Source organism: Bradyrhizobium sp. 191, assembly GCF_023100985.1.
GTDB lineage: Bacteria > Pseudomonadota > Alphaproteobacteria > Rhizobiales > Xanthobacteraceae > Bradyrhizobium > Bradyrhizobium diversitatis.
The window spans coordinates 5,648,603-5,671,360 of record NZ_CP064692.1; the positions used below are offsets into that span (position 1 = coordinate 5,648,603).

General features: G+C 63.6%; 22 protein-coding genes and 1 tRNA gene. 14 read left to right on the plus strand and 9 right to left on the minus strand.

Features of this window, described 5'->3' with window-relative positions:
* Positions 1 to 161: 161 nt before the first annotated feature.
* Positions 162 to 2,186 (plus strand): DNA primase, encoded by a 2,025-nt coding sequence (dnaG, locus tag IVB23_RS26320; RefSeq protein ID WP_247800535.1) that lies wholly within the window; start codon positions 162 to 164, stop codon positions 2,184 to 2,186.
* A 375-nt stretch (positions 2,187 to 2,561) separates the two neighbouring features.
* Positions 2,562 to 4,706 carry an RNA polymerase sigma factor RpoD gene (gene rpoD, locus IVB23_RS26325; protein ID WP_028178715.1) on the plus strand — a complete coding sequence of 715 codons (2,145 nt, stop codon included), beginning with the start codon at positions 2,562 to 2,564 and terminating at the stop codon, positions 4,704 to 4,706.
* Positions 4,707 to 4,859: 153 nt separating this feature from the next.
* Here the strand turns inward: rpoD and IVB23_RS26330 are convergent, their stop codons facing one another.
* The 3 genes from IVB23_RS26330 to IVB23_RS26340 all read right to left on the minus strand — a co-directional run bounded on the left by IVB23_RS26330 (position 4,860) and on the right by IVB23_RS26340 (position 6,660).
* Positions 4,860 to 5,096 (minus strand): hypothetical protein, encoded by a 237-nt coding sequence (locus IVB23_RS26330; protein ID WP_247800536.1) that lies wholly within the window; start codon positions 5,094 to 5,096, stop codon positions 4,860 to 4,862.
* A gap of 498 nt (positions 5,097 to 5,594) precedes the next feature.
* Entirely contained in the window at positions 5,595 to 5,939 is a 345-nt protein-coding gene (locus IVB23_RS26335) for a hypothetical protein (RefSeq protein ID WP_247800537.1), read from the minus strand.
* Between the two features lie 211 nt (positions 5,940 to 6,150).
* On the minus strand, positions 6,151 to 6,660 hold the full coding sequence (locus tag IVB23_RS26340; protein WP_247800538.1) for a hypothetical protein: 510 nt from the start codon (positions 6,658 to 6,660) through the stop codon (positions 6,151 to 6,153).
* 159 nt (positions 6,661 to 6,819) lie between these two features.
* Here IVB23_RS26340 and IVB23_RS26345 point away from each other — a divergent pair, with 159 nt between their 5' ends.
* On the plus strand, positions 6,820 to 7,626 hold the full coding sequence (locus tag IVB23_RS26345) for a lytic murein transglycosylase (protein ID WP_247800539.1): 807 nt from the start codon (positions 6,820 to 6,822) through the stop codon (positions 7,624 to 7,626).
* 264 nt (positions 7,627 to 7,890) lie between these two features.
* Here IVB23_RS26345 and IVB23_RS26350 read toward each other — a convergent pair whose 3' ends face one another.
* Positions 7,891 to 8,724 carry an SDR family NAD(P)-dependent oxidoreductase gene (locus IVB23_RS26350; protein WP_247800540.1) on the minus strand — a complete coding sequence of 278 codons (834 nt, stop codon included), beginning with the start codon at positions 8,722 to 8,724 and terminating at the stop codon, positions 7,891 to 7,893.
* A gap of 121 nt (positions 8,725 to 8,845) precedes the next feature.
* On the opposite strand from IVB23_RS26350, the gene IVB23_RS26355 reads away from it, so the two are divergent.
* From IVB23_RS26355 to IVB23_RS26370, 4 genes are all read left to right on the plus strand, one after another.
* Positions 8,846 to 9,220 (plus strand): response regulator, encoded by a 375-nt coding sequence (locus IVB23_RS26355; RefSeq protein ID WP_247800541.1) that lies wholly within the window; start codon positions 8,846 to 8,848, stop codon positions 9,218 to 9,220.
* 55 nt (positions 9,221 to 9,275) lie between these two features.
* Positions 9,276 to 9,887 carry a LysE family translocator gene (locus IVB23_RS26360; RefSeq protein ID WP_247800542.1) on the plus strand — a complete coding sequence of 204 codons (612 nt, stop codon included), beginning with the start codon at positions 9,276 to 9,278 and terminating at the stop codon, positions 9,885 to 9,887.
* A gap of 734 nt (positions 9,888 to 10,621) precedes the next feature.
* Entirely contained in the window at positions 10,622 to 11,824 is a 1,203-nt protein-coding gene (locus tag IVB23_RS26365) for a GGDEF domain-containing protein (RefSeq protein ID WP_197967588.1), read from the plus strand.
* 33 nt (positions 11,825 to 11,857) lie between these two features.
* The gene (locus IVB23_RS26370) at positions 11,858 to 12,484 is read left to right on the plus strand and encodes an N-acetylmuramoyl-L-alanine amidase (protein ID WP_197967589.1); all 627 of its coding nucleotides are present in this window, start codon (positions 11,858 to 11,860) and stop codon (positions 12,482 to 12,484) included.
* A gap of 189 nt (positions 12,485 to 12,673) precedes the next feature.
* On the opposite strand, the gene IVB23_RS26375 is transcribed toward IVB23_RS26370, so the two are convergent.
* Positions 12,674 to 13,570 (minus strand): LysR family transcriptional regulator, encoded by an 897-nt coding sequence (locus tag IVB23_RS26375; RefSeq protein ID WP_061880460.1) that lies wholly within the window; start codon positions 13,568 to 13,570, stop codon positions 12,674 to 12,676.
* A 269-nt stretch (positions 13,571 to 13,839) separates the two neighbouring features.
* Between IVB23_RS26375 and IVB23_RS26380 the strand changes: the two genes are divergently transcribed.
* Genes IVB23_RS26380 through IVB23_RS26390 form a run of 3 tightly spaced genes read left to right on the plus strand, consistent with a single transcriptional unit; the run spans position 13,840 to position 16,008 of the window.
* Positions 13,840 to 14,574, plus strand: a complete 735-nt coding sequence (locus IVB23_RS26380; protein WP_247800543.1) for an SDR family oxidoreductase — start codon at positions 13,840 to 13,842, stop codon at positions 14,572 to 14,574.
* 49 nt (positions 14,575 to 14,623) lie between these two features.
* The gene (locus IVB23_RS26385; RefSeq protein ID WP_197967592.1) at positions 14,624 to 15,376 is read left to right on the plus strand and encodes a glucose 1-dehydrogenase; all 753 of its coding nucleotides are present in this window, start codon (positions 14,624 to 14,626) and stop codon (positions 15,374 to 15,376) included.
* Between the two features lie 32 nt (positions 15,377 to 15,408).
* Positions 15,409 to 16,008: an NAD(P)-binding domain-containing protein gene (locus tag IVB23_RS26390; RefSeq protein ID WP_247800544.1), complete on the plus strand. Its 600-nt coding sequence runs from the start codon at positions 15,409 to 15,411 to the stop codon at positions 16,006 to 16,008.
* Between the two features lie 319 nt (positions 16,009 to 16,327).
* Here the strand turns inward: IVB23_RS26390 and rpoH are convergent, their stop codons facing one another.
* Together rpoH and IVB23_RS26400 are read right to left on the minus strand one after the other, a co-directional pair.
* Positions 16,328 to 17,227, minus strand: coding sequence for an RNA polymerase sigma factor RpoH (gene rpoH / locus IVB23_RS26395; protein WP_061880464.1), 900 nt, complete (start codon positions 17,225 to 17,227; stop codon positions 16,328 to 16,330).
* Positions 17,228 to 17,446: 219 nt separating this feature from the next.
* Complete coding sequence (locus IVB23_RS26400; RefSeq protein ID WP_247800545.1) at positions 17,447 to 18,454, minus strand: RluA family pseudouridine synthase; 1,008 nt, start codon at positions 18,452 to 18,454, stop codon at positions 17,447 to 17,449.
* Between IVB23_RS26400 and IVB23_RS26405 the strand changes: the two genes are divergently transcribed.
* On the plus strand, positions 18,453 to 18,797 hold the full coding sequence (locus IVB23_RS26405; protein WP_061880466.1) for a hypothetical protein: 345 nt from the start codon (positions 18,453 to 18,455) through the stop codon (positions 18,795 to 18,797). The genes IVB23_RS26400 and IVB23_RS26405 overlap by 2 nt on opposite strands.
* 57 nt (positions 18,798 to 18,854) lie before the next feature.
* Positions 18,855 to 18,929 (plus strand) — tRNA-Glu (locus tag IVB23_RS26410).
* Positions 18,930 to 19,420: 491 nt separating this feature from the next.
* Here the strand turns inward: IVB23_RS26410 and IVB23_RS26415 are convergent.
* Together IVB23_RS26415 and IVB23_RS26420 are read right to left on the minus strand one after the other, a co-directional pair.
* Positions 19,421 to 20,062 (minus strand): NYN domain-containing protein, encoded by a 642-nt coding sequence (locus tag IVB23_RS26415; RefSeq protein ID WP_247800546.1) that lies wholly within the window; start codon positions 20,060 to 20,062, stop codon positions 19,421 to 19,423.
* A gap of 683 nt (positions 20,063 to 20,745) precedes the next feature.
* Positions 20,746 to 20,991 (minus strand): helix-turn-helix transcriptional regulator, encoded by a 246-nt coding sequence (locus IVB23_RS26420; protein ID WP_247804965.1) that lies wholly within the window; start codon positions 20,989 to 20,991, stop codon positions 20,746 to 20,748.
* A gap of 132 nt (positions 20,992 to 21,123) precedes the next feature.
* Between IVB23_RS26420 and IVB23_RS26425 the strand changes: the two genes are divergently transcribed.
* The gene (locus IVB23_RS26425; RefSeq protein ID WP_247800547.1) at positions 21,124 to 21,546 is read left to right on the plus strand and encodes a hypothetical protein; all 423 of its coding nucleotides are present in this window, start codon (positions 21,124 to 21,126) and stop codon (positions 21,544 to 21,546) included.
* 460 nt (positions 21,547 to 22,006) lie between these two features.
* Positions 22,007 to 22,735 (plus strand): hypothetical protein, encoded by a 729-nt coding sequence (locus IVB23_RS26430; protein ID WP_247800548.1) that lies wholly within the window; start codon positions 22,007 to 22,009, stop codon positions 22,733 to 22,735.
* Positions 22,736 to 22,758 lie beyond the last annotated feature (23 nt).

A 22,758-nucleotide genomic window follows, 5' to 3' on the forward strand; every position in this document is an offset into this window, starting at 1 on the left:
GTATATAAACGTCAAGGTGCGGCCGCTTTTTGGAGGGCGAGAAAGGTCTGTGTATAGGTCGAATAAGCCGGATAAGCCCGACAAACCTAGCCTTTAGCCAGCCCGCACCTATATCCCTGATCTTTCGCCCGACTCACCCGGTTTCGCGCTAGACACAACCCATGCGCTTCACGCCCCAGTTCCTCGACGAGCTTCGTGCCCGGCTTTCGGTCTCCGAAGTCGTGGGCAAGCGAGTCAAGCTGAAGAAGGCGGGGCGTGAGTGGAAGGGGCTGTCGCCGTTCCAGCAGGAGAAGACGCCGTCCTTCTACGTCAACGACCAGAAGGGTTTTTATCACGACTTCTCCTCGGGCAAGCACGGCGACATCATCACCTTCGTGATGGAGACCGACGGGCTGCCGTTCGCCGAGGCCGTCGAGCGGCTCGCCAACATGGCGGGCCTGCCGCTGCCGGCGGTGACTCCTGATGCGGCGCGGCACGAGCAGCGGCGCAAGTCGCTGCACGACGTCATGGACCTCGCGGCGAAGTTTTTCGCGGAGACGCTGGCCTCGCGGCTCGGCGCCAAGGCGCGCGGCTATCTTGCCGACCGCGCCATCTCGCCGGCGACGCAATTGCAGTTCCGCCTCGGCTATGCCCCGCCCGATCGCTTCGCGCTGAAGGAGCATCTCGGCAAGCTCGGCGTCTCCGTCGACGACATGGTCGAGACCGGCCTGTTGATCGGCGGTGACGACATCCCCGTGCCGTATGACCGCTTCCGCGATCGGGTGATGTTTCCCATCACGGATCTGCGCGGCCGCGTCATCGCCTTCGGCGGACGCGCGCTGGAGAAGGACGTTCAGGCAAAATACCTGAACTCGCCGGAGACGCCGCTCTTCCACAAGGGCGACAATCTCTACAATCACCAGACCGCGCGCAAAGCCACGTATGACGGCAGCGCTCTGATCGTGGTCGAAGGCTATGTCGACGTCATCGCCATGGTCACCGCGGGCTTTGCGGGTGCGGTCGCGCCGCTCGGCACCGCCCTCACCGAAAGCCAGCTCGTGCTGCTCTGGAAGATGGCGGACGAGCCGATCCTCTGCTTCGATGGCGACCGCGCCGGACAGAAGGCGGCCTATCGTGCCGCGGACCTCGCGCTGCCGTTCCTCAGCCCCGGCAAGAGCCTGCGCTTTGCGCTGCTGCCTGAGGGGCAGGACCCCGACGATCTCGTGCGTTCCGGCGGGCGCGGAGCGATCGAGGAGGTGATCGGGGCGGCGCGGCCGCTTGCCGACATGATCTGGTCGCGCGAGCTCGAAGGCGGCAATTTCGCCACGCCCGAGCGCCGCGCCGCGCTGGAAGCGCGCATCAAGGAGCTCACGAACGGCATCCGTGACGAGGTGGTGCGGCGCTATTATCGCGACGAGTTCGTCGAGCGGCTGCAGCGCGCCTTTGCGCCCGAAGGTGGGCGCGGCTTTGGCGGCCGGGGCAATTTCCGCTCCGGCGGCGGCGGCCGGCCGTTCCAGCCGCGGGCAGGGGGAAATGCGAATCGATTCGGCGGCCAGGGGTTTGGCGGCCAGGGATTCGGCGGCGGCCGCCGCGGCGCCCCCGGCCCGATCCCGCTCCCGTCCGGCCCCTACCAGGCGGCGAGCCCCCAGCTGGCGGCAAGCCCGATCATGAAGGGCCAGCGCAGCGCCATGTCCCGCCGGGAAGCCCTGATCCTGCAATGCCTGATCAACCACCCCTGGCTGCTGCACGACCACCTTGAGGAGGTCGCCGCCCTGGAACTGGCCCATCCCGAGGCCCACAAGCTCCGGGCCGGCATCATCGCCGCCTTCGCCAACGACCACCACCATTTGCCGGAACCCGGGGAGCTGGCCGAAAAGATGCGTAGCGATCTCGATCGGGGCGGATTTTCCCAGGCTCTTCAAAGAGTTGAGAACGGCATCACGACCCAGGCGGTGTGGGGTGCCCGCGAAGGCGCGGCGCGGGATGACGTTCTTGCGACCTGGCACCAGCTCGTTGTCTTGCATCGGCAATGGCATTCACTACTTAGGGAGCTGAAGGACGCTGAGCTGGCCTTGGGGGAGGACCCCAGCGAGGCCAATTTGGCGTGGCTGCGTGACGTCAAGGCCCGGATGGCCGAGGTCGACGGCACCGAGGCCCTGATCGAGGGTTTTGGCGAATTGTCGGGCCGGCTTCAGAAGAGCGTGTGATGAAAGAATCATGCGGACGGACGGGGCCGGAACCGCTAAAAGACTCGCCAAATCCAAGGTTTGGCGGCAGAAACAGGGTTAATCGAGGCTTAACGGTCTTGTAGCACTTTGGCCCAGAGGCGGCCGCAGGCAGAACAGACGCGTCAGGAATGAATCCGCGCAATCGCTGTTGGCACTACACCTGCATCCGCCGCGACAAAGAGGCTGACGAAGCGTTAGGCAATTCCGGCGAGAGAAAGTTGGGGGTGGCGAGAGGTTTGTGCGCCGCCCTTTCCGTGTCGAGAGCTGCCGAAGCGAGAGCGTCGAGCAACAGGTTCAAGTGAATTCAGGCAGGCGCGGCGGGCGTCTCGCATGAAGCGCGTTTAGGAGCAATGGATGGCCACCAAGGCAAAGACGCTGCAGGCGAAGGACAAGGAAAAGGACGACAAGGCAGCGGACGCGCCGGAGAAGGACTCCCAGGACGCGCCCTCGCCCTTGCTCGACCTGTCCGACGCCGCCGTGAAGAAGATGATCAAGCAGGCCAAGAAGCGCGGCTTCGTGACCTTCGATCAGCTCAACGAAGTCTTGCCGTCCGACCAGACCTCGCCCGAACAGATCGAGGACATCATGTCGATGCTCTCGGACATGGGCATCAACGTCACCGAAGCCGACGACACCGAAGGCGAGGAGGAGAAGGACGAGGCCGACGACGAGACCGATAACGAGCTCGTCGAGGTCACCCAGAAGGCCGTCACCGAGGTCAAGAAGAGCGAGCCGGGCGAGCGCACCGACGATCCGGTGCGCATGTATCTGCGCGAGATGGGCACGGTCGAGCTGCTCTCCCGCGAAGGCGAAATCGCGATCGCCAAGCGCATCGAGGCCGGCCGCGAGGCGATGATCGCAGGGCTGTGCGAAAGCCCGCTGACCTTCCAGGCCATCATCATCTGGCGCGACGAGCTCAACGAAGGCAAGATCTTCCTGCGCGACATCATCGATCTCGAAGCGACCTATGCCGGCCCGGACGCCAAGGGCGGCATGAACACCGCGATGATCGCAGGTCCGAGCGGCGAGGCCGGTGAAGCCTCGGCCGAGGGCGGCGAGGCCGCCGCCGTCTCCACCGCTGCGCCCGCGCATGTGGCGCCGCCTGCGGCGCCGCCGGCGCCGACCCCGTTCCGTGCTGCGCCTGCCGCTGCTGGCGCCGAGGCCGGCGAGGAGAAGGATCCGGGCGAGGCCGCCGCCGAAGCCGACATGGACGACGACGAGTTCGAGAACCAGATGTCGCTCGCCGCGATCGAGGCCGAGCTCAAGCCGAAGGTGGTCGAGATCTTCGACAAGATCGCCGACAGCTACAAGAAGCTGCGCAAGCTTCAGGAGCAGGACATCCAGAACCAGCTCCAGAACGAGTCGCTCTCGCCGCACCAGGAGCGCAAGTACAAGAAGCTCAAGGACGAGATCATCGTCGAGGTGAAGTCGCTGCGCCTCAACCAGGCCCGCATCGACTCGCTCGTCGAGCAGCTCTACGACATCAACAAGCGCCTCGTCTCGCATGAGGGCCGCCTGATGCGCCTTGCCGACAGCCACGGCGTCGCGCGCGAGGACTTCTTGCGCAACTACACCGGCTCGGAGCTCGATCCGCGCTGGCTCAACCGCGTCTCGAAACTTTCCGCAAAAGGCTGGAAGAATTTCGTCCATCACGAGAAGGACCGCATCAAGGACCTTCGCCACGAGGTGCATCAGCTCGCCGCCCTCACCGGCCTCGAGATCGTCGAGTTCCGCAAGATCGTGCACTCCGTGCAGAAGGGCGAGCGCGAGGCCCGCCAGGCCAAGAAGGAGATGGTGGAAGCCAACCTCCGTCTCGTGATCTCGATCGCCAAGAAATACACCAACCGCGGCCTGCAGTTCCTCGACCTGATCCAGGAAGGCAACATCGGCCTGATGAAGGCGGTCGACAAGTTCGAGTACCGCCGCGGCTACAAGTTCTCGACCTACGCCACGTGGTGGATCCGGCAGGCGATCACGCGCAGCATTGCGGACCAGGCACGCACCATCCGCATCCCCGTGCACATGATCGAGACGATCAACAAGATCGTGCGCACGTCCCGCCAGATGCTCAACGAGATCGGCCGCGAGCCGACCCCGGAAGAGCTCGCCGAAAAGCTCGGCATGCCGCTGGAGAAAGTGCGAAAAGTCCTCAAGATCGCCAAGGAGCCGCTGTCGCTGGAGACGCCGGTCGGTGACGAGGAGGATTCGCATCTCGGCGATTTCATCGAGGACAAGAACGCGATCCTCCCCATCGACGCCGCGATCCAGTCCAATTTGCGCGAGACCACCACGCGCGTGCTGGCGTCCCTGACGCCGCGCGAAGAACGCGTCCTGCGCATGCGCTTCGGTATCGGCATGAACACCGACCACACGCTGGAAGAAGTCGGCCAGCAGTTCAGCGTGACGCGCGAGCGTATCCGCCAGATCGAGGCCAAGGCGCTACGGAAGTTGAAGCATCCGTCGCGGTCGAGGAAGCTGCGGAGCTTCTTGGATAATTGATCGCAGGCAGCGATCCAAAGCAAAACGGCGGGCCTTGGCCCGCCGTTTTTGCTTTGCTGTCATTGCGAGCGTAGCGAAGCAAGCCAGAGTCTTTCCGCGGAGGCATTTCTAGATTGCTTCGCTGCGCTCGCAATGACGTGGAGCAGCCGTGCCCTACTTCTTCTTCGCCCCCACCCTTTCGAGCCGCTTGATCTCCAGTGGCGGGCGGCCGCTCTTTTCGGCGATCTCGCGGTCCTGCTCCAGGATGAAGCCGCGGGCGGGTTCGTCGCCGTCGAGGCCGCCGAGCAGCTCAGTGGGCACGCGGCGGTTGGAGCGTTGGGAGTCGTCTTCATAGACGACGTTGAAGAAGGCGAATTCGCCTTTGGGATTGGTTCCGGGTTTCTTGGCCATGGCGGCTTGTCGTCGATCATCGCGCTACAGTCAAATAACTTCGCCACCGCCGTAACCGAATGCGGCAGGCTTGACGTGGCTATGAAGGTACCTGATGCGGGGAGGAGCCAGAGATCTGCGACCCTTCGAGGAGGCTTTCGCCTCCAATAAACGGCGGGCCTGAAGCCCGCCGTTTATCTTGGTCTTCAGCGTCGCCCGGGGCTGGCAGGGCGACAACCTAAAATAGAAGACTATAGAAGGCGCGCTGCGATGGCAAGGCAAATCGTGGTGGTGTCGATGTCGCAGCGAGCGCATCAGATATGCGTTTGTTCCGATGTGCGACGTGGCCATACATCGAGACATGCTTTGGGCTGCCAAATCATTTTGTTCATCTCGCTTGCTGTTGCGACCCTGCGAGAGCGACGCGCTCTGTAGGAACGTGCGTTGGCCTGCACGTATTCCCGTCAGCGTGCCCTGTGATCGCAAAGCAAGGCCGGTGCCATCCTCCCGGCGCGCATCTCAATGCGTGTGTGTGCGCTGCGTCAATTCCTGCAGGGCGAGTCGCGACCCGTGGCCGTCTCCCTTGTCGGTGTCTTCCTTGTGCCCCTGCGCCATGATCGCGCTGCCCATCGCGGCCGAGCCGAAGGTGATGAGAAAGGAGGCGAGCAGCAGGAAAAGCGCCACGCCGGGCGCGCGGTCGGCGAGGATCAACTCGCGCAGATGTCCGGGATTGAGCCAGAGCAGGCCGCCGACCAGCAGCGCGGCGGCGCAGGCGCCGACCGCGAGGTTGATGGCGAGCAGGCGGAACAGCGGAATGCGGAGGAGGGAGGGGCGAGGGGTTTGAGCGGGCTGATGGCTGGACATGGCTGATCGTTTCATGCTGGATCAGTGCAGTGATTGATGGCTACTTGGAGATCGACACTCTAGGGCCAACTCTCCCTTCGTCATTCCGGGGCGCGACGAAGTCGCGAGCCCGGAATCCATTCGTCCACCCACCCTGCGGCCCAATGGATTCCGGGTTCGCGCGTTGCGCGCCCCGGAATGACGAGCGGTGGGTGCGGCGAAACCATCCACCTCACGCCGCCGGCACGGTGCGCGCCGCTTGCTGCCGCTCCATCATGGTCTGCCACAGCGTTGCGATGCTCACCTGCGTCTGCGGCGCGATCAGGCAGTGCCCCTCATTGTCGAAGCCGCAGAACCGAACCGATGGGTCCTTCTTCACTTCGGTCAGCGCCTGGTTGATCATCTCAAGGCACGTCATCACCTGGCCGATGTCCTGCAGGCGCGTGTGATGCAGGATGTCCATCAGGCGGAACGTCATCACCGCGGGACGGCCGAAGCTTATGCCGGGCCGGCCGAGCTCGAACAGCACGTTCACCGCAGGAAGCACGCCGCGGATGTGCTCGAGCACGCCGGCCATGTCTTCCACGCTGCAGGCGACGAGATGGGCCGCCTGGGGTGGCGGCGCGGCCTCCGGTGTCCGTGGCGCCAAGCCGAGTGTGGCGATCACCTCCTGCTCGATCCATTGCCGCACCGGGGCGGGGGCATTGCGGATCTGCTCGGCGGTCAAGGTGATTCCGGTCATGTGCGGTTCTCCTGTTTGCCTCAATCTAGAAAGCACGGCGTGAGATGGTTTGATGCTGATCAAGCCTTGCGCTTCAAGGTCCTGCGCTTTGACGCTCGCTGTGTTCCCGGGCATGATCGGCCGCCTGCTTCGCGCAAGGAATTTGGGGAACTGCTGCACATGCTGAGACCGCTTCTCGCCGCCGCCGTCGTCGTTTGTCTGACCGGCGGGTCGGCGCAGGCCGCCCGTTGCGGCGGCGATTTCGACAGTTTCGTCGCCAGCATGGCGCAGGAAGCCCAGGCCGCCGGCGTCTCGGCGGGCGTGACCAATGCGGCGCTCGGCGGCGTGACCCAGGACGCTGCCGTGCTCGCCTTCGACCGGCGTCAGCGCTACACCTTCAAGAAGAGCTTCGAGCAGTACGTCTCGACACGTGTCGGCCCCGGCCGCATCAATGGCGGCCGCGCGATGCTCCAGCGTCACGCTGCGCTGCTCTCCCGCATCGAGCAGCAGTTCGGCGTGCCCCGCCATATCCTGGTCGCGATCTGGGGGCTGGAGAGCGATTTCGGCAAGGGCGACACCGGCAAGCTGCCGGTGGTCCGCACGCTGGCGACGCTCGCGCATGATTGCCGCCGCACCGACCTGTTCCAGGGCGAGCTGCTCGCTGCGCTCAAGATCGTGCAGCGTGGCGACCTGCCGCTGCGCGACCTCATCGGCGCCTATGCCGGCGAGATCGGCCAGACCCAGTTCCTGCCGTCGTCCTACATCAAGTACGGCGTCGATTTCGACGGCGACGGCCACGTCGATCTCCGCCACAGCGTCCCCGATGTGCTCGCCTCGACCGCGAACCTCCTGCACACCAACGGCTTCAAGATGGGCCAGCCCTATGGCGAAGGCACGCCGAATTTCGAGGCGATGCGCGAGTGGAACAGGGCGGTGGTCTATCGCAAGACGATCGGGTATTTCGCCGATCGGCTAGCGGGGCAGTGAGGTGACCGCTGAACTCGTAGGGTGGGCAAAGGCGCACTTGCGCCGTGCCCACCACCTTGGCCTTGTCGTGTGAAATCGTGGGCACGCTTCCGCCTTCGCTCGTCGAGCTACGGCGGACAAGTCGCTTTGCTCACCCTACGAGAGCTATCCACTCGTCATTGCGAGCGTAGCGAAGCAATCCAGGAATGTATCCGCGGAGGTAGTCTGGATTGCTTCGTCGCAAGAGCTCCTCGCAATGACGGCGGAGAGAGACAGTCGCGTCCCTCACTCACGTCCCTTCGCCATCTTTTCCAGTCGCCTCTGCAGCGGCGCCCAGTACGTTCCCGGGCGGAAGCGCTGCAACAGGTCCATGAAACGGGCGTCGTTGCCGATCAGGATGCGCGGCTCGTTGTTCTCGATGCCCCTGATGATGCGCAGCGCGGCATCCTTCGGCGTGGTCTTCGCTGCGTTCTCGAACCGCTCGATCGATTGCGCGCGGCGGGCATTGTCGGTGACGCCGACCCCGGTGCGCGCGTTGCGCGCGATCGCGGTGGCGACGCCGCCGGCATGGACCACCGACAGCTTCACCGGGCTTCCTGCCGCCGAAAGCTCATGCCGCAGGCTCTCGGAGAAGCCGCGCACCGCGAACTTCGCCGCCGCATAGGCCGCTTGCCCCGGCGGCGCGATGATGCCGAAGATCGAGGAGAGATTGACGATGTGCGCCTCTGCCAGCGTCTTCAGATGCGGCAGGAAGGCGCGCGTGCCGTGCACCACGCCCCAGAAATTGATGTCGAACAACCAGTCCATCTGCGCCTGGTCGATCTCCTCGAACGAGCCCATGAGCGCCACGCCGGCATTGTTGACGACGATGCCGAGCGCGGGATGCGCGGTGGTCGCCTCGCTCGCGAACCGCGCGATGTCGGCGGGTTCGCCGACGTCGACGCGATGCATGCTGACCTTGCGTGTTGTTCCGATCTCCGCGGCGAGCGCCTTCAATCTGGCCTCGTCGCGATCGGCCAGCGCGAGATCGCAGCCGCGCTGCGCCAGCTCGAGGGCCAGCGCCCTGCCGATGCCGCTCGCCGCTCCCGTGATGGCGGCAGCTCCCCGAATCGTCGTCATGAATTCCCCCGTCAAGTCCCCGTTCATGGAACTATGAGTTACTTTTTTTTGAAATGAAACCGAACCGTTGCCGGCCTCGGTTTTTAACATGCGTCATGGAGGCATGCATTGGGAGCCGCCGATGGGACAAGCAGAGCCGTTTCGCGCGACAGCGCTGATCGTTGAAGACGATGTCATGCAGCGGGAGATGCTTTGCGTTCTCCTGGAAGAGAGCGGCTACCAGGTCATCCAGTGCGACAGCGCGGAGGCCGCCGAGCGCGTCCTCGACAAGAGTGCCGGCGTGCTGTGTCTGATGCTGACCGACGTCCAGCTTGCCGGCCGCATGAACGGCGTCGAACTCGCGCATGTCGCCAAGCACCGCAATCCGAACCTCGACGTCGTCGTCACCTCCGGCCGCCCCTTGAAGCAGCGCTTGCCCGATGGCGCCAAGTTCTGGGCCAAACCCTGGGCGCCGCTCGACGTGCTGCGCGAGGCGGAGATCGCTCAGCTGTCCTGATGCTCCCCCCGCGGGCTCGCTTTCTCGCCGCGAGCCGCGGTGGTAAGGTCCGCTCATGACCTTGTCCTTCCTGCTCACCTCGCTCATCGTCGTCGCTTCCCCGGGCACCGGCGTGCTCTACACGCTCGCCGCGGCGCTGACCCGCGGCTCGCGCGCGAGTATAGCGGCCGCCTTCGGCTGCACGCTCGGCATCGTGCCGCACATGGTGGCGGCGATGCTCGGCCTTGCCGCCGTGCTCCACACCAGCGCGCTCGCCTTCGCCATGCTGAAATGGTGCGGCGTCGCCTATCTGCTCTATATGTCCTGGCAGGCGCTGCGCGAGACGGGGACGCTTGCGGTTGACGGCGAGATCAAGGAGCGGTCGAGCGGCCGCGTCATCGTCACCGGCTTCCTGATCAACATCCTCAATCCGAAACTGTCGATCTTCTTCCTCGCCTTCCTGCCGCAGTTCATTGCGGCGGACGAGGCCCATGTGCTGGCGCGCATGCTGGAATTGAGCGGCGCCTTCATGGCGATGACGTTCGTGGTGTTCGTCCTCTACGGCCTCTGCGCCGCCTCGGTGCGCGAGCGCGTCATCTCCCGCCCCCGCGTCATGGCCTGGCTGCGGCGGAGTTTTGCCGCAGGATTTGCTGCGCTCGGCGCCAGGCTCGCGTTTTCGGAGAGGTAGCTTCTTCGTCACCTCTCGAAAGGTCTCGTCATGCCCGGGCTTGTCCCGGGCATCCACGTGCTTCGGGCTGTGCGGCAAGGCGTGGATGGCCGGGACAAGCCCGGCCATGACGCTGCAGAGCGGGTGCGCCTCGAACATTCACGCAATAAAAAAGCGGGCCTTGCGCCCGCCACCATCAAACCCGCCCGATCCGACCTGACGCCCGGGCGGAGCGAGACTCCACCCGGGCAAAGAAACAGAAGCCTCGTTACTTCTTCTTCGCCTTCTTGGCCTTTTTCGCCTTCTTCTTCGCCGCCTTCTTCGCTTTCTTAGCCATAGTATCCTCTCAAGGGTTTAATGGTGGAACGCGACACGAGGGATGCTCGGCGGAGGGCCAGCCTCGCAATATCCTCGATGACAAACTCAGCAGATTCGGAGCCGGCTGCCCCGCGCTGTCATATCTCCGTCATTGCGTTATCCACAGCTCAGATGCATTTTCGGGTGATCTTTGGCCGCGAATCCGCCTCGCAGCGCTCCAGCGGCGTGGCCCGCCCGTCCGTAGCAAGGCTTGATTAACGATGCCGCAATCCGTTTCGCTGATTCATCAATCCAAAACCAATGCCCGAGTTTACGCGATTGCGGTGAGACTCCATTAAGCGCACCGCGCACATGATCGCCCGCAAGAACACGGGGGCGGTGATGGACGGAGTTTTGCCAAACGGAGAGGGCGGGCTGCCGCGCGTCCTGCGGCCGTCATGCTGAGCGTGCCGACACTTTGGACGGTGTTCATCGTCAACTTTCTCGCGCTCGGGCTGATCTGGGCCTATGTAGCGCGTTCCTATCCGAAATTCATGGCGGCGCGGTTCTGGATGGGATCCGCTTTCGTCGGCTCGGCCGGCGCGATGACCGCGCTGCTGCGCCTGTTCATCGACTCTGCCGTGCCAACCGTGGCCGGCGCCGTCGGCATCATCATGGCCTGCTGCCTCGCCGCCATGGGCATCCAGCGCTTCTACGACCGGCCGGTGTCGTGGCGTCTGATGGCGGCAACGACGATGCTGAGCCTCGCCGGCATCGTGGTGTTCCTGTTCGTCGTCGATCACATGCTGCTGCGCATGGCGAGCTACACGCTCGGCCAGGCCGTGCCGCTGGTGCTGGCGTTACCTTTGTTGCTGTCGCCGCCTGAAGGTCGCGCCAGCCCCGGGGCGCGGCTGTCCGCTATCGTCATTATGGCCGTCATCGGAATGTTCGCGGTGCGAACGGCGGGCAACCTGTTCGGCTACGACTTCTCGGCGCAGGGCGCCGGTCAGGTCCATGGCTTCCTGGTTCTGGTGCTGCTGTTCCTGTCGATGACGCTCAATTTCGGCTTCCTGCTGATGGCGATCGATCGCTTGCGCAACGAAGTCGCCGACCTCGCGCTGCTCGACGATCTCACCGGCGTCGCGAACCGGCGGCACCTGCTGCAGCGTCTGACCGAGGAATGTGCCCGCTCGGAGCGCTCTGGCGCGCCGTTTGCGCTATTGCTGATCGATCTCGACGGCTTCAAGACCATCAACGACACCCATGGCCATGCCGCCGGCGATGCCTGCCTGAAGCACTTCACCCTGATGGCGCAGACGCGCCTCCGGCCCGGCGACATGCTCGCCCGCACCGGCGGCGACGAGTTCTGTGTCGTGCTGCCGTCCTCGTCCCTGCGCGAGGCGGCCGCGATCGCCCGCCGCGTGATCGAGGTCTGCCGTCAGGATGCCGCCACCTGCACCGGCAGTGACATTCCGATCGCGATCTCGATCGGGGTCGCGCAGTGGGACCGCGACATCGGGAAATTCCCGGATCGCCTGATGGCCAATGCCGACCATGCCCTCTATGCCGCCAAGAAGAACGGCAAGAACGATTTCGCGATCCATGATCCCGCCCCGCCGCTTTCGCCGGAGATGGTCGAGACGCTGAGGCAATTCGCGTAAAGTCGGCTAGCCTCGGGTCGCACTGGACCTCGCATGATGATGCTTCGCCTGCTCGCGGCCGTTTTCGCCGCTCTCCTTCTGATCGCTCCTGCCGCCGCCACCGACGCCGAGCTCGCAAAGCTCGCGCGCGCCTCCGGCACGCCCGACATTCCCGGCTTGAGGATCGTCTGGCTGGCGCCATGGGGCGATGTCCGCAACGCAAGACCCTGGCGCAACATCATCGTGCACCAGACCGAGGGACCGGCGGGCTCGGCGCGCGGCGGCGCGCAAGCACAGGCGAAGAACCCGACACGTCGCGGCGTCACGGTCTGGGTCGAGACCGACGGCACGGTCTATTGGGCGGTCGCGGAGAATCTGGTGCCGACCCATGGCGACGGCGCCAATCGCAACGACAACAAATACATCGACAACCGCTCGACCTACCGCCAGGTGGTGCGCGACAACTCGATCGGCGTCGAGTTTGCCGGCAACTATCCCGACGTGACGGCGGGCCCGACCGAAGCGCAGGTCGCGGCGTGGAAGATCCTCGTGCAGGTGCTGCGCGCGCGCTATGGCATCCCGCTTGATCGCGTCTATGCGCACAACTGGATCGACTACAAGGACGCGCGCTATTGCGAAGGGTGCACGCTCGCGACGATGGCGAGGGAGTGGGGGGAGTAGTCGAACAGGCACGTCCGGCAATCGGAGGCCGAAACCACCAATGCCGGACGGCCATCGAGCGCGATGCGCTTCAACGGGCGTTAGCGCGAGATGGACCTGCAGACCGTTGATGTCGGCCACATGTCGGCGTTGGGATGTGCGCTTGCAGGCCTTGTCCACCGCAAAGCGCCGCGGGTGAGCTGCCGGGCGTCAGTCGGGCGATGTGGAGAGCCCCGCGAGAAGCGGAGCGTACGCGGCGAGCCTGCGGGATACGAATTCCCTGAACAGCCGCACGCGCTTCGTCTTGCGTGTCTCTCCCTGTGTGAGAAGCCAGACCGTTCCGTACATGTGCAGGTCGGTGCCCGGCACCCTCACCAGCAGGGGGTCGGCATCGCCGACGAAGCAAGGCAGTGTCGTGATCCCGAGCCCTTGCCGTACAGCAACGATCTGCGCCCCGGCGTCACTGGTTCTGAATGGAACCCCCGTGGTGCGAACCTCACCCTCGCTGGCCCAATCCGGAATTCCATGAATGCTGATGACGATCCAGCGGATGGGATCAAGCGCGCCCGCACGCCACGCGGCGAGTCGATCGCGGGACATGTAGACGCCGCCGAACAGCTCCGGTCCCTTCAGGCCGTGAAGATTGAGCGGCAGGGTTTTGCGGTCGTAGACGACGCGGATCGCCACGTCGGCCTCCCGGTTGGTCAGATTTGCCAGCTCGCCGAACGAGAGGATTTCCATCTCGATGTCCGGATGCAGACGCGCGAAATCCGCGAAGTCCGGCATGAGCAGGTGTGTCGCGAGCGGCGGCGACAACGTCACCCGCAGACGCCCGCGCACGCTCTGGTCGCGCCCGAAGACGCGCGTCTCCAACTGGTGCGACGACGCTTCCATCTGGTCAGCGAACTCGAGGACCTCCTCGCCTGCAGCCGTCAGGCGGTAGCCCGAAGGCAGCTTTTCGAACATGTGCACCCCGAGGCGTTCCTCGAGCTGGGCGATGCGTCGCAGCACTGTCGCGTGGTTCACACCGAGGCGCTCGGCGGCAGCCCGGACCGAGCCTCCGCGCGCGACGGCAAGAAAGAAGCGAACGTCATCCCAGTCGATCATGGTGCGATCCCGCACCGCGCGGTGCGCCTTCCAAAGTCCATATCTGCGCCTCCTACAGCAGTATGGGCGGTCATCATAGCCTGTGCCGACCACGCAAGGCCCAATTCCGAAACGGCGAACGGCGATCGTCGCGGCTGGCGTCAGTCGCCCGGCCGGATCGATTTCGCACCACCGATGTGCGCGCTTCCGCACTCAACGCCCGACGCCGGGGGACCTATGTCGAGGTTCTCGGGGGCAGATGCTGCTCCGACACCACGAAAGGAGAAGTCATGGGAAAGCTGGAGGGTAAGGTTGCAGTCATCACGGGCGGCGCCACCGGTATCGGCCGCGCCGCAGCAAAGCGCTTCATCGATGAAGGCGCCTTCGTCTTCATCTTCGGCCGCAGACAGGAAGCGCTCGACGCGGCTGTGGCCGACCTCGGGCCCAATGCCCGCGCGGTGAAGGGCTCGGTCTCCGATCTGGCCGACCTCGACCGGCTCTACGGGGCGGTGAAGGCCGAGCGCGGATCCCTCGACATCGTCTTCGCCAATGCCGGGGCGGGAAGCCAGCTTCGGCTCGGCGAGATCACCGCCGAACACGTTGACGAAACTTTCGACACCAATGTGAAGGGTACGATCTTCACCGTCCAGAAGGCGCTGCCGCTGATGGGCGAGGGCGGTTCGATCATCCTGACCGGATCGAGTGCCGGCACCACGGGCGCGCCGGCAATGAGCGCCTACAGCGCGAGCAAGGCGGCCGTACGCAATCTCGCACGGACCTGGGCCGAGGACCTGAAGGGCAGCGGCATCCGGGTAAACGTGCTGTCGCCCGGGGCGACAGCGACCGAACTCGCGAAGGAAGCGCTCGGCGAGGAGGGGCAAAAGGTCTTCGCCTCGATGACTCCGCTCCAGCGCATGGCCGATCCGGCGGAGATCGGGGCCGTGGCCGCCTTTCTCGCGTCGTCGGACAGCAGCTTCATGACCGCCAGCGAAGTCGCCGTCGATGGCGGCTTAGCGCAACTCTGACCCCCGGCGCGGTCCCGTGCCTGGCCCACATAACGAAAGATAAGAGATCATGAAAAAACTGGAAGACAAGGTCGCAGTCATCACGGGCGGAAGCAGCGGGATTGGGTTGGCCACAGCCAAGCGCTTCGTGGAAGAAGGTGCGCACGTCGTGATCACCGGGCGACGAGAGAAAGACCTGAAGGAGGCCGCGGCCTTCATCGAGAGAAACGTTACGACGGTGGTGGGCGACGTGTCGCACCTGGAAGATCTGGACCGGCTCTATGCCGTCGTGAAGGAGAAACATGGTCACATCGACATTCTCTTCGCAAACGCGGGCGCGGGGACGATCGCACCGCTCGCGGCAGCTACCGAGGCCCATTTTGACCAGACCTTCGATGTGAACGTGAAGGGACTGTTTTTTACGGTGCAGAAGGCCCTTCCCCTCTTCAAAGACGGCGGTTCGATTATCCTGAACTCTTCCGTCTCGAACGTGTTGGGGCTGCCAGGGTTTAGCGCCTACGCCGCGAGCAAGGCGGCTGTGCGCAACTTCTCGCGCGCTTGGACGCTGGAGCTGAAAGACCGCAAAATCCGCGTGAATACGATGAGCCCCGGACCAACCGAGACCCCGGCCTTGGAGACAACGACGGGCCTTACCCCTGAGCAAGCCGAGCAAGCGGCCGGCCAATTTGCTTCACAGATCCCAATGGGTCGCAGGGGCAAGCCAGAGGAAATCGCGGCTGCCGTCATGTTCCTCGCCTCCGATGAAAGTTCGTTCATCACCGGCGTGGATCTCGCCGTCGATGGGGGCATGGCGCAGGTCTGACGCCGACATTAACACGACATCGGAGAGACATCATGAGCCACGCAATTATCGGCTTCGGCAATATCGGCCGGGCTCTGGCGAAAGCGTTTGCCCGCAAAGGCATCGAAGTATCGGTTGCAACCACGCGCGACCCGGAGAGCTTTGCATCCGCCGCGGCCGCGATCGGACCCACGATCATTCCCAGAAAACTGGCGGAAGCGGTAAAGGCGGACATCGTCCTTTTGGCCGTCCGTTTCGAGTCGCACCAGGATGTTGCAAAGGCGCTGCCCAGCTGGCAGGGGAAGACGATCGTCGATGTGACCAATGCCTACGGCGTGTCCCCTGAGAAACTGGGGGGACAACCCTCCTCCAAGGCCGTCGCGCAGGCCTTCGCTGGCGGTCGACTGGTCAAGGGCTTCAATCATTTGGCCGCTGCCGTCCTTGATCAAGATCCGGCCGTACATGGTGGCAGAAGAGTCGTGTTCCTGGCGAGCGACGATGACGACGCCGCAGCGGAGATTGGCGCGCTTGCGGAAGTTCTCGGCTTCGCGCCGATCAAGCTTGGCGGGCTTTCGGAAGGTGGGCTGCTGGTCCAGGCGCGCGGAAATAGCTGGGGCCAGCTGATCTTCAAGGACCTGGTCAAGTTCGACTGATGAACACGCGACGTCCCCACCGGCCGGGACATGATGCACGCGAGAAGAACATGCAACCGTGAAGGACTTCTTCGCCGCGATCGGTCGCGGTGATAGGGGGACTACCGGACCCTCGCGACCCGTCAGCTCGGCCGATTTATGGGTTCACGGCCTGGAGCGCGAGATCTCTCTATGAGCGTCGCGGAGTGGATGCCTAACATTCGCGGAGGCATGGCATCGATCGTGAAGTGAGGCTCACAAGGTCGAAAAAAAAGCCGGCGTTGCCGCCGGCTTTTCGTCTCGATCGATCCGCCAATCTCTCTCCGCGGCGAAAGCCCGCTTAATGCGCGGCTTCCAGCGCGGCCTGTTCCTGCCTTGCGATCGTGCCCTTGACCGCGGACTGCACCTTCTCGAAGGCGCGGACCTCGATCTGGCGGACGCGCTCGCGCGACACGCCGAACTCGGCGGCAAGGTCTTCCAGCGTCATCGGCTCATCGGCGAGGCGGCGCGCCTCGAAGATGCGGCGTTCGCGCGGGTTGAGCACGCCCATGGCGCCGTTCAGCGCGTCACGGCGGTGATCATACTCTTCGTGCTCCGCCATCATGGCTTCCTGGTTGGGCGTGTTGTCGACCAGCCAGTCCTGCCATTCGCCGGCTTCGCCGTCGTCGCGGATCGGAGCGTTGAGCGACGCGTCGCCACCGAGGCGGCGGTTCATGTCGATCACGTCCTGATCGGTGACGCCGAGGCGCTTGGCAATCATCTTCACCTGGTCGGGGCGGAGATCGCCTTCGTCCAGCGCGTTGATCTTGCTCTTCGCCTTGCGCAGGTTGAAGAACAGCTTCTTCTGGTTCGCGGTGGTGCCCATCTTCACGAGCGACCAGGAACGCAGGATGTACTCTTGAATCGACGCCTTGATCCACCACATGGCGTAGGTGGCGAGACGGAACCCCTTCTCGGGTTCGAAACGCTTCACCGCCTGCATCAGGCCGACATTGCCTTCCGAGACGACCTCGGAGATCGGCAGGCCGTAGCCGCGATAGCCCATGGCGATCTTGGCCACGAGGCGGAGGTGGCTGGTAACGAGTTGGTGCGCCGCGTCGCGATCGTCATGCTCGCGCCAACGCTTGGCGAGCATGTATTCCTGCTGGGGTTCCAGCATCGGAAACTTGCGGATCTCGGCGAGGTAGCGAGAAAGGCCGGATTCTCCATTGAGGACCGGCAAAGCAGCGGTGCGGGCCATAGTGCGCCCTCCAAAAAGGTTCAGGCCCCCGATAGCGGCGGGCCAGGCAGACGACCGCTGTGTTAAAGCCGGCCGTAGCTGCGATGTTCCGCGTTGGTCATTTCAACGCACACGCAATATACCCTATCGGGGGTCGAAAAGGGAAGGATTGCTGACGTCACGTCCCCGTGTGGCAGCTATAACTTTTTGTAATGTAAAGGCTTTCTGAAGCGGCCTGCGTCATAGCGCCGCTTTGAGGGCGCGTTCGAGGAGAAGCAAATCCTCCGGCAGAGCCGCCTCCCAGTGGAGTAATTCTCCTGTCCTCGGGTGCTCCAATACCAGCAGGTAAGCATGTAGGGCCTGCCGTCCCAGCGCCGCCAAAGCAGCCTGCGCCTCAGGGCCGAGCTGGTTGGCCTTGGTCTTGAAATGCGGGCCATAGACGGCATCGCCCATCAGGGGGTGGCCGATATGAGCGAGGTGCACGCGGATCTGATGGGTGCGGCCGGTCTCGAGCTCGCAGGCGAGCAGGGCGGCGACGGGCTTGCCGTCGCGCCCGGCAAAGCTGTCCAGGATCTCCCAATGCGTCACCGCCTCGCGGCCGCCCTGGCGCACCGCCATCTTCTCGCGCGCATGCGGGTGGCGATCGATCGGCGCGTCCACCGTGCCGCGATGCCGGTTCGGTACCCCCCAGGCAAAGGCCATGTAGCCGCGGCGCATCGCGCCGGTGCGGCCGTGGTCGGCGAATTGGGCCGATAGCGAGGCATGCGCGAGGTCGTTCTTGGCGACTACCATCAGCCCCGTCGTGTCCTTGTCGAGCCGGTGCACGATGCCGGGCCGGCGCACCCCGCCGATGCCCGACAGCGAGGCGCCGCAATGGGCGATCAGCGCGTTGACCAGGGTGCCGGTCTCGTGCCCGGCCGCGGGGTGCACCACTAGCCCTTTCGGCTTGTTGATGACGATGATGTCGTCGTCCTCGAACACGATATCGAGGGCGATCTCCTCCCCCTTGGGCTCGGCGGGCGCCGCCTCCGGCACGTCGATTATGATCGTATCGCCGGGACTGACGTGATAAGCGGGGTCGCGGACCGCGGAGGCCTTCAGGTGCACTGCGCCCGCCAGGATCAGGGCCTTCAGCCTCGATCGCGACAGCTCCGGCCGGCGCGCCGCCAGCACGCGGTCGAGCCGGGCCGAGCCCTCGTCGCCGGCGACCACGACCTCCAACCTTTGCGCAGACCCAGAGCTTTCCATGACGACGTCTGATACCGCTGTTCCCGAACCGACCCCCGAGCAGGCCGCGCTGTTCGCGCGGGTGCGGCGGATGATGCTGATCGCGGGGTTGACCACGGCGCTGGCGATCTGCGCCGTGCTGATCGCGGTGGGCTACCGCCTTTTCAAGTCGGAGGGAAGGGCGCCCGAACCGGTGGGCGACGTCATCGCCACCCTGCCGAAGGGCGCCAGGATCGTCTCGACCGGCGTCGCCGGGGACCGGCTCGTGGTCACGCTGGACGTCGGCGGCATCACCGAGATCCGCACCTTCGACGCCCACACCCTGAAGCCCGCCGGAAAGCTGAAATTCGCCAATGAGCCGTAAAAGGCCCGTCGGGGTCCTTGCGGCGGACAAATTTCGAGGTTATTGGCTAACCCTCACGCTCCCTTCGTCTAGCGGTTAGGACGCGGCCCTCTCAAGGCTGAAACAGGGGTTCGATTCCCCTAGGGAGCGCCAATGAAATCAAGCACTTCTGAGATATCTGAAATTGTCACCCGACGGCGGGTAAGCACCGGGTAAGCAGCCGGATGGGCTTCAGCGCGATAATTCGATTTTCCGGGTATTTTCCGACGAATTAGTTGTCCTTTGAAATCAGGCGCAACTCGCGATTCCAGCCCGTAATTCTAATTCCTCTTTTATGGAGAGGGTAAGTCGCGGCGCATTTACTGAAGCTCTGAAATTGTTCGCGATGTTTCAATCCCCATCACTGCACTGATTGATGGTAGTCCCCAGGCGCCTGCAGGCGCAATACCTCCGCGGCTCAACGAAACTGCCGCTCCAGATCCCGCGAGCCGCCTTCTCAGCGCCTTGCTGCGCCAGCTCATATTTGCCTTTCGAGTACTGCGGCCAATCGAGCGCGCGGCCGTTGGACACGAGCCATTGGCCGATATCGGGGCCGGGTACTGGCGAAATAGGCCACTCGTAAATCCAAAGTAGGCCACTTGCCTTTAAGGCGGGGTCGTCCATCCCGGAGGTGGATCATAGCCGGCTGGTCTGGTTGTCACCGTTTGGCCAGCGGCGTCCAATATGGTCTGAGGGAATAAGTGGCGGGCAACACGGCCTGCCGTGATCTCCATCCCCGAATGACACACGGCGAGGATTCCACGCGCGGATTTATGCCGCCCGGGCGGCGTGGCCGCGAATAGCTGCTTACGAGGAAGCCGAGTTTTGATCTTGCGAATGGCCGGGATGTGGTCGCCGTCGGCGCTGATGACTATGGCCCTGTCAAAAACGTCGTCAATCGCATCCTCTAAAAACGTCAGAGAAAAATGGACGTCGGTCTCTTTTTCCTCATGGCGCTTCCATGTCGAGCCGCACTTGTTGCACCGGGCGGTCTGTTCACTGAATCGAGCCATGTGGCATTCAACGCCGCTATTCTTCAGCGCGGCGACGTATTGCCTGTGGCGTGCATATGCGTCAGGACGCCATGTCGCAAATGCGGAAAAGTACGCCACCTTTTCGAGGGTTTCGCCGGGGCGGCAAAGTGACTTTGAGAGCGACCAAAGATCCACCCATTTCAGGTGGGGCTTATTCAAGTCGTCAAGGGAGTGGTAGAAATTAAACCCGTCGATATAGCAGGCGACCCTCATGCGAGCCCCTAGACAGCAGAAAGGCCAGCCCTTGCGGAACTGGCCTGTCCGGCAGGACGTACCTACCGGGGGGAAGAATGAAATCTATCTATACGTTCCTGCATAAACGTCAATATCCGCTTAAGGTTTCAACATGAAATCGAAGTAATGTTGCGCTTTTGTCTCATCTTGACCCCGGCGGAATCAGGCCTTCCCGCCGTCGATTACTACGAATTTCCGCCGCCGATCCGGGGGCGTCTCGGTCGGCAATGCAGGGGGCATAGAGAGCGCAGCGTCCACAAGTTGCCCAACGCTCCAAGCCCGATCCGCCACGCCCAGCGCCTTCGCTAGCGTCGTGGCGGCCCCGTGAGAATTGGTTTAGACGCCAGCTTGCTTCCCCAGGTTTGCGAAGTGTGGTTGCGAGCCCGCGACGCCAAGGCGCTCACCAAAATCCAATTGCCGGTTGCGGACCGTGCAAACATCATCGCCATTGTTGATGAAGTTACTGGATATCAGCGCGACCGCGCAAAAGACGCGCTTGCGGGCCCCAGCAGGCAAATCAGCGCCACACACAGCACAAGCTTGCTATTTCGTGCCATCACGTCGCCCCTTCCGCCTTCCCCGCACTTTAAGCCCGCCTTTTGTTACTCGATAGTCGGACGTGTGGGGCCCCAAATGGGTGGGGGTACTTCTGAATAAAAAAATCAGCGCTTGCGCTTCTTCATTCTGACGCCGGCACCGCCTCCGTTCTCTGCGATGAACTCGACGCCGGCCTTCTCTAGGGCCCTTTGAACAGCTTCTCTGACGTCTTCGGAAACGGCAGGACCTTCTCCATCTTCCCGCTCTAGCCTCTTGATCGTCGGGAGGGACCGCCCCGCCGCTTCCGCCAGCTGCGTCTGCGACCAGCCTAGCAGGCCTCTGGCGGCTCGAATCTGTTCGATCGAAATCACTGCGAAACCTCTTGACACTTTTTGGATCATGAGCGATGATCCATTTAGTATCACAACACTGACTTCAAAACAACCCAAGCTTCAACGTCACCTTCTCGGTGGGCGGCGGAGCTTTGCCTGAGGACCGAACGCATGGCTACCAACCCAATGTTCGACAATTCTCGCCTGATCGACGCCAACGGCGCGGTTGATATCGCCTTCATTCAGGTATCGGCCCGAGCCCGAGCAAGCTCCCGCTACGGCGTCGATTGCACCGAAAGCGACGTTACCTATTACGTGGAAATGTTGACCGGCATGGCGGGCATGCTGCGGGCGAAGTTTTTAGAAGCTGCGGCAACCACGCCAATCGCCACGGCGGTTCCGTCAATCAGGGTCCCCTCACGCTACCTCGTTGCCGGCGACGTGACCGGCTCGGGTGAGCGGGTTGTTTGTGTAAGCGCTGGGGTCCGTACGCGACGCGGTAAGATCGAAGTGACCTTGGAAAGGGCCGGCAAACGCCGCACGTCGGTCTGGGGCGCCTCAACTGTCATCAGCGTTCGGAGGGCTGCGCAATGAGTGCGACTCCCCGGCAGCTCTTCGCAATATCCGCGCTTGTGGGCGAATGCCAAGCACTCGCCGCCTCCGGAATCTTGAACCCATCTCAGGCCGCCGCTCTGCGCTGCCTGATCGCTCACACCCAGTCAGCCTTCACTCCCTCAAATGCTGGCGGCAGCCGATCGGAGGTGAAGCAAGACGCATGAACGAAGCGGGGCCAGCGTGCTGTGAACACGCGGCCTCTCCACCCACCTAAAAGACGCGACCAGGGAACTTTCAGATGACTAAGCCAAACCACACCACCTCGGCCCGGAACATCACCGGCTCTGGCGCCCCCGGCGCCGTTCAATTCTCTTCACCTTCGCTGATCCAAACCAGCCCGTCTAATGCATGTCAGGCTGTCCATGCCCAGACAGAACCCCGCGCCGGTTTGGCAATTCACTCGGGCGGGGCAACCCATCAAATCAACAGGATGTCTCCCATGCTTGTAGAACCGCTCCGAACTTCGACAGTCGCACCCGTCATCAACTTCGCTACCGCCATTCCCCAATCCCGACGCCCCGCCGCAATGTCGGCCGTCCAGAAGCTCTGTGCCGAATACGAGCGCACGCTGGCCGCCTTCAAGACAGCCCTCGATCTTTCCATCGAGGCTGAGAATGCGGCCCTTGATGCCCGGCCAAAGCCTGACAGCCTGATCCGGCCCACGAAGCGAAACTTCGCCGACGTGCCGGACTACACCGCCAAACTCACAAGCAGGAAATACCTACCGAGCCAGCGCATACCGATCACGTCCGGCGAGATCAGGCGAGAAATCAAGAGCATCAAGAACAACACCGTCAAGGAAGAGGGAAGCGGCAAAACCCGCACCATCACCGTTTGCGAAAAGGGATTCCCTCTGACTGCCAAGCAGAAGGCGCGACTTGCGCGCGTCGAGGCGCGGTTGCCGATAGCGCTGGCTTATGAGGCCGAAGTGGCCGCGATTGAGAAGCGGTTTAGGGTGAAAGAACTGGACGCCGCGGCGCAAGTACCGTCACGCAGGCTTGGCCCGCTGGCAGCCCGCATTACGGATACGCCATCCCGGGACAGGTACGACATGCTGGCGAAAGCCCGCATCTGCGAACTCGACCCGGATATGGCGGAAGTCTCCGAAGATATCGCGATGTCGATCGCCCGTGACTTCGCCCGCCTTGCCGCCACCGGCGCGGTCTAGCCCGTGACGATCGGCCGAAAATA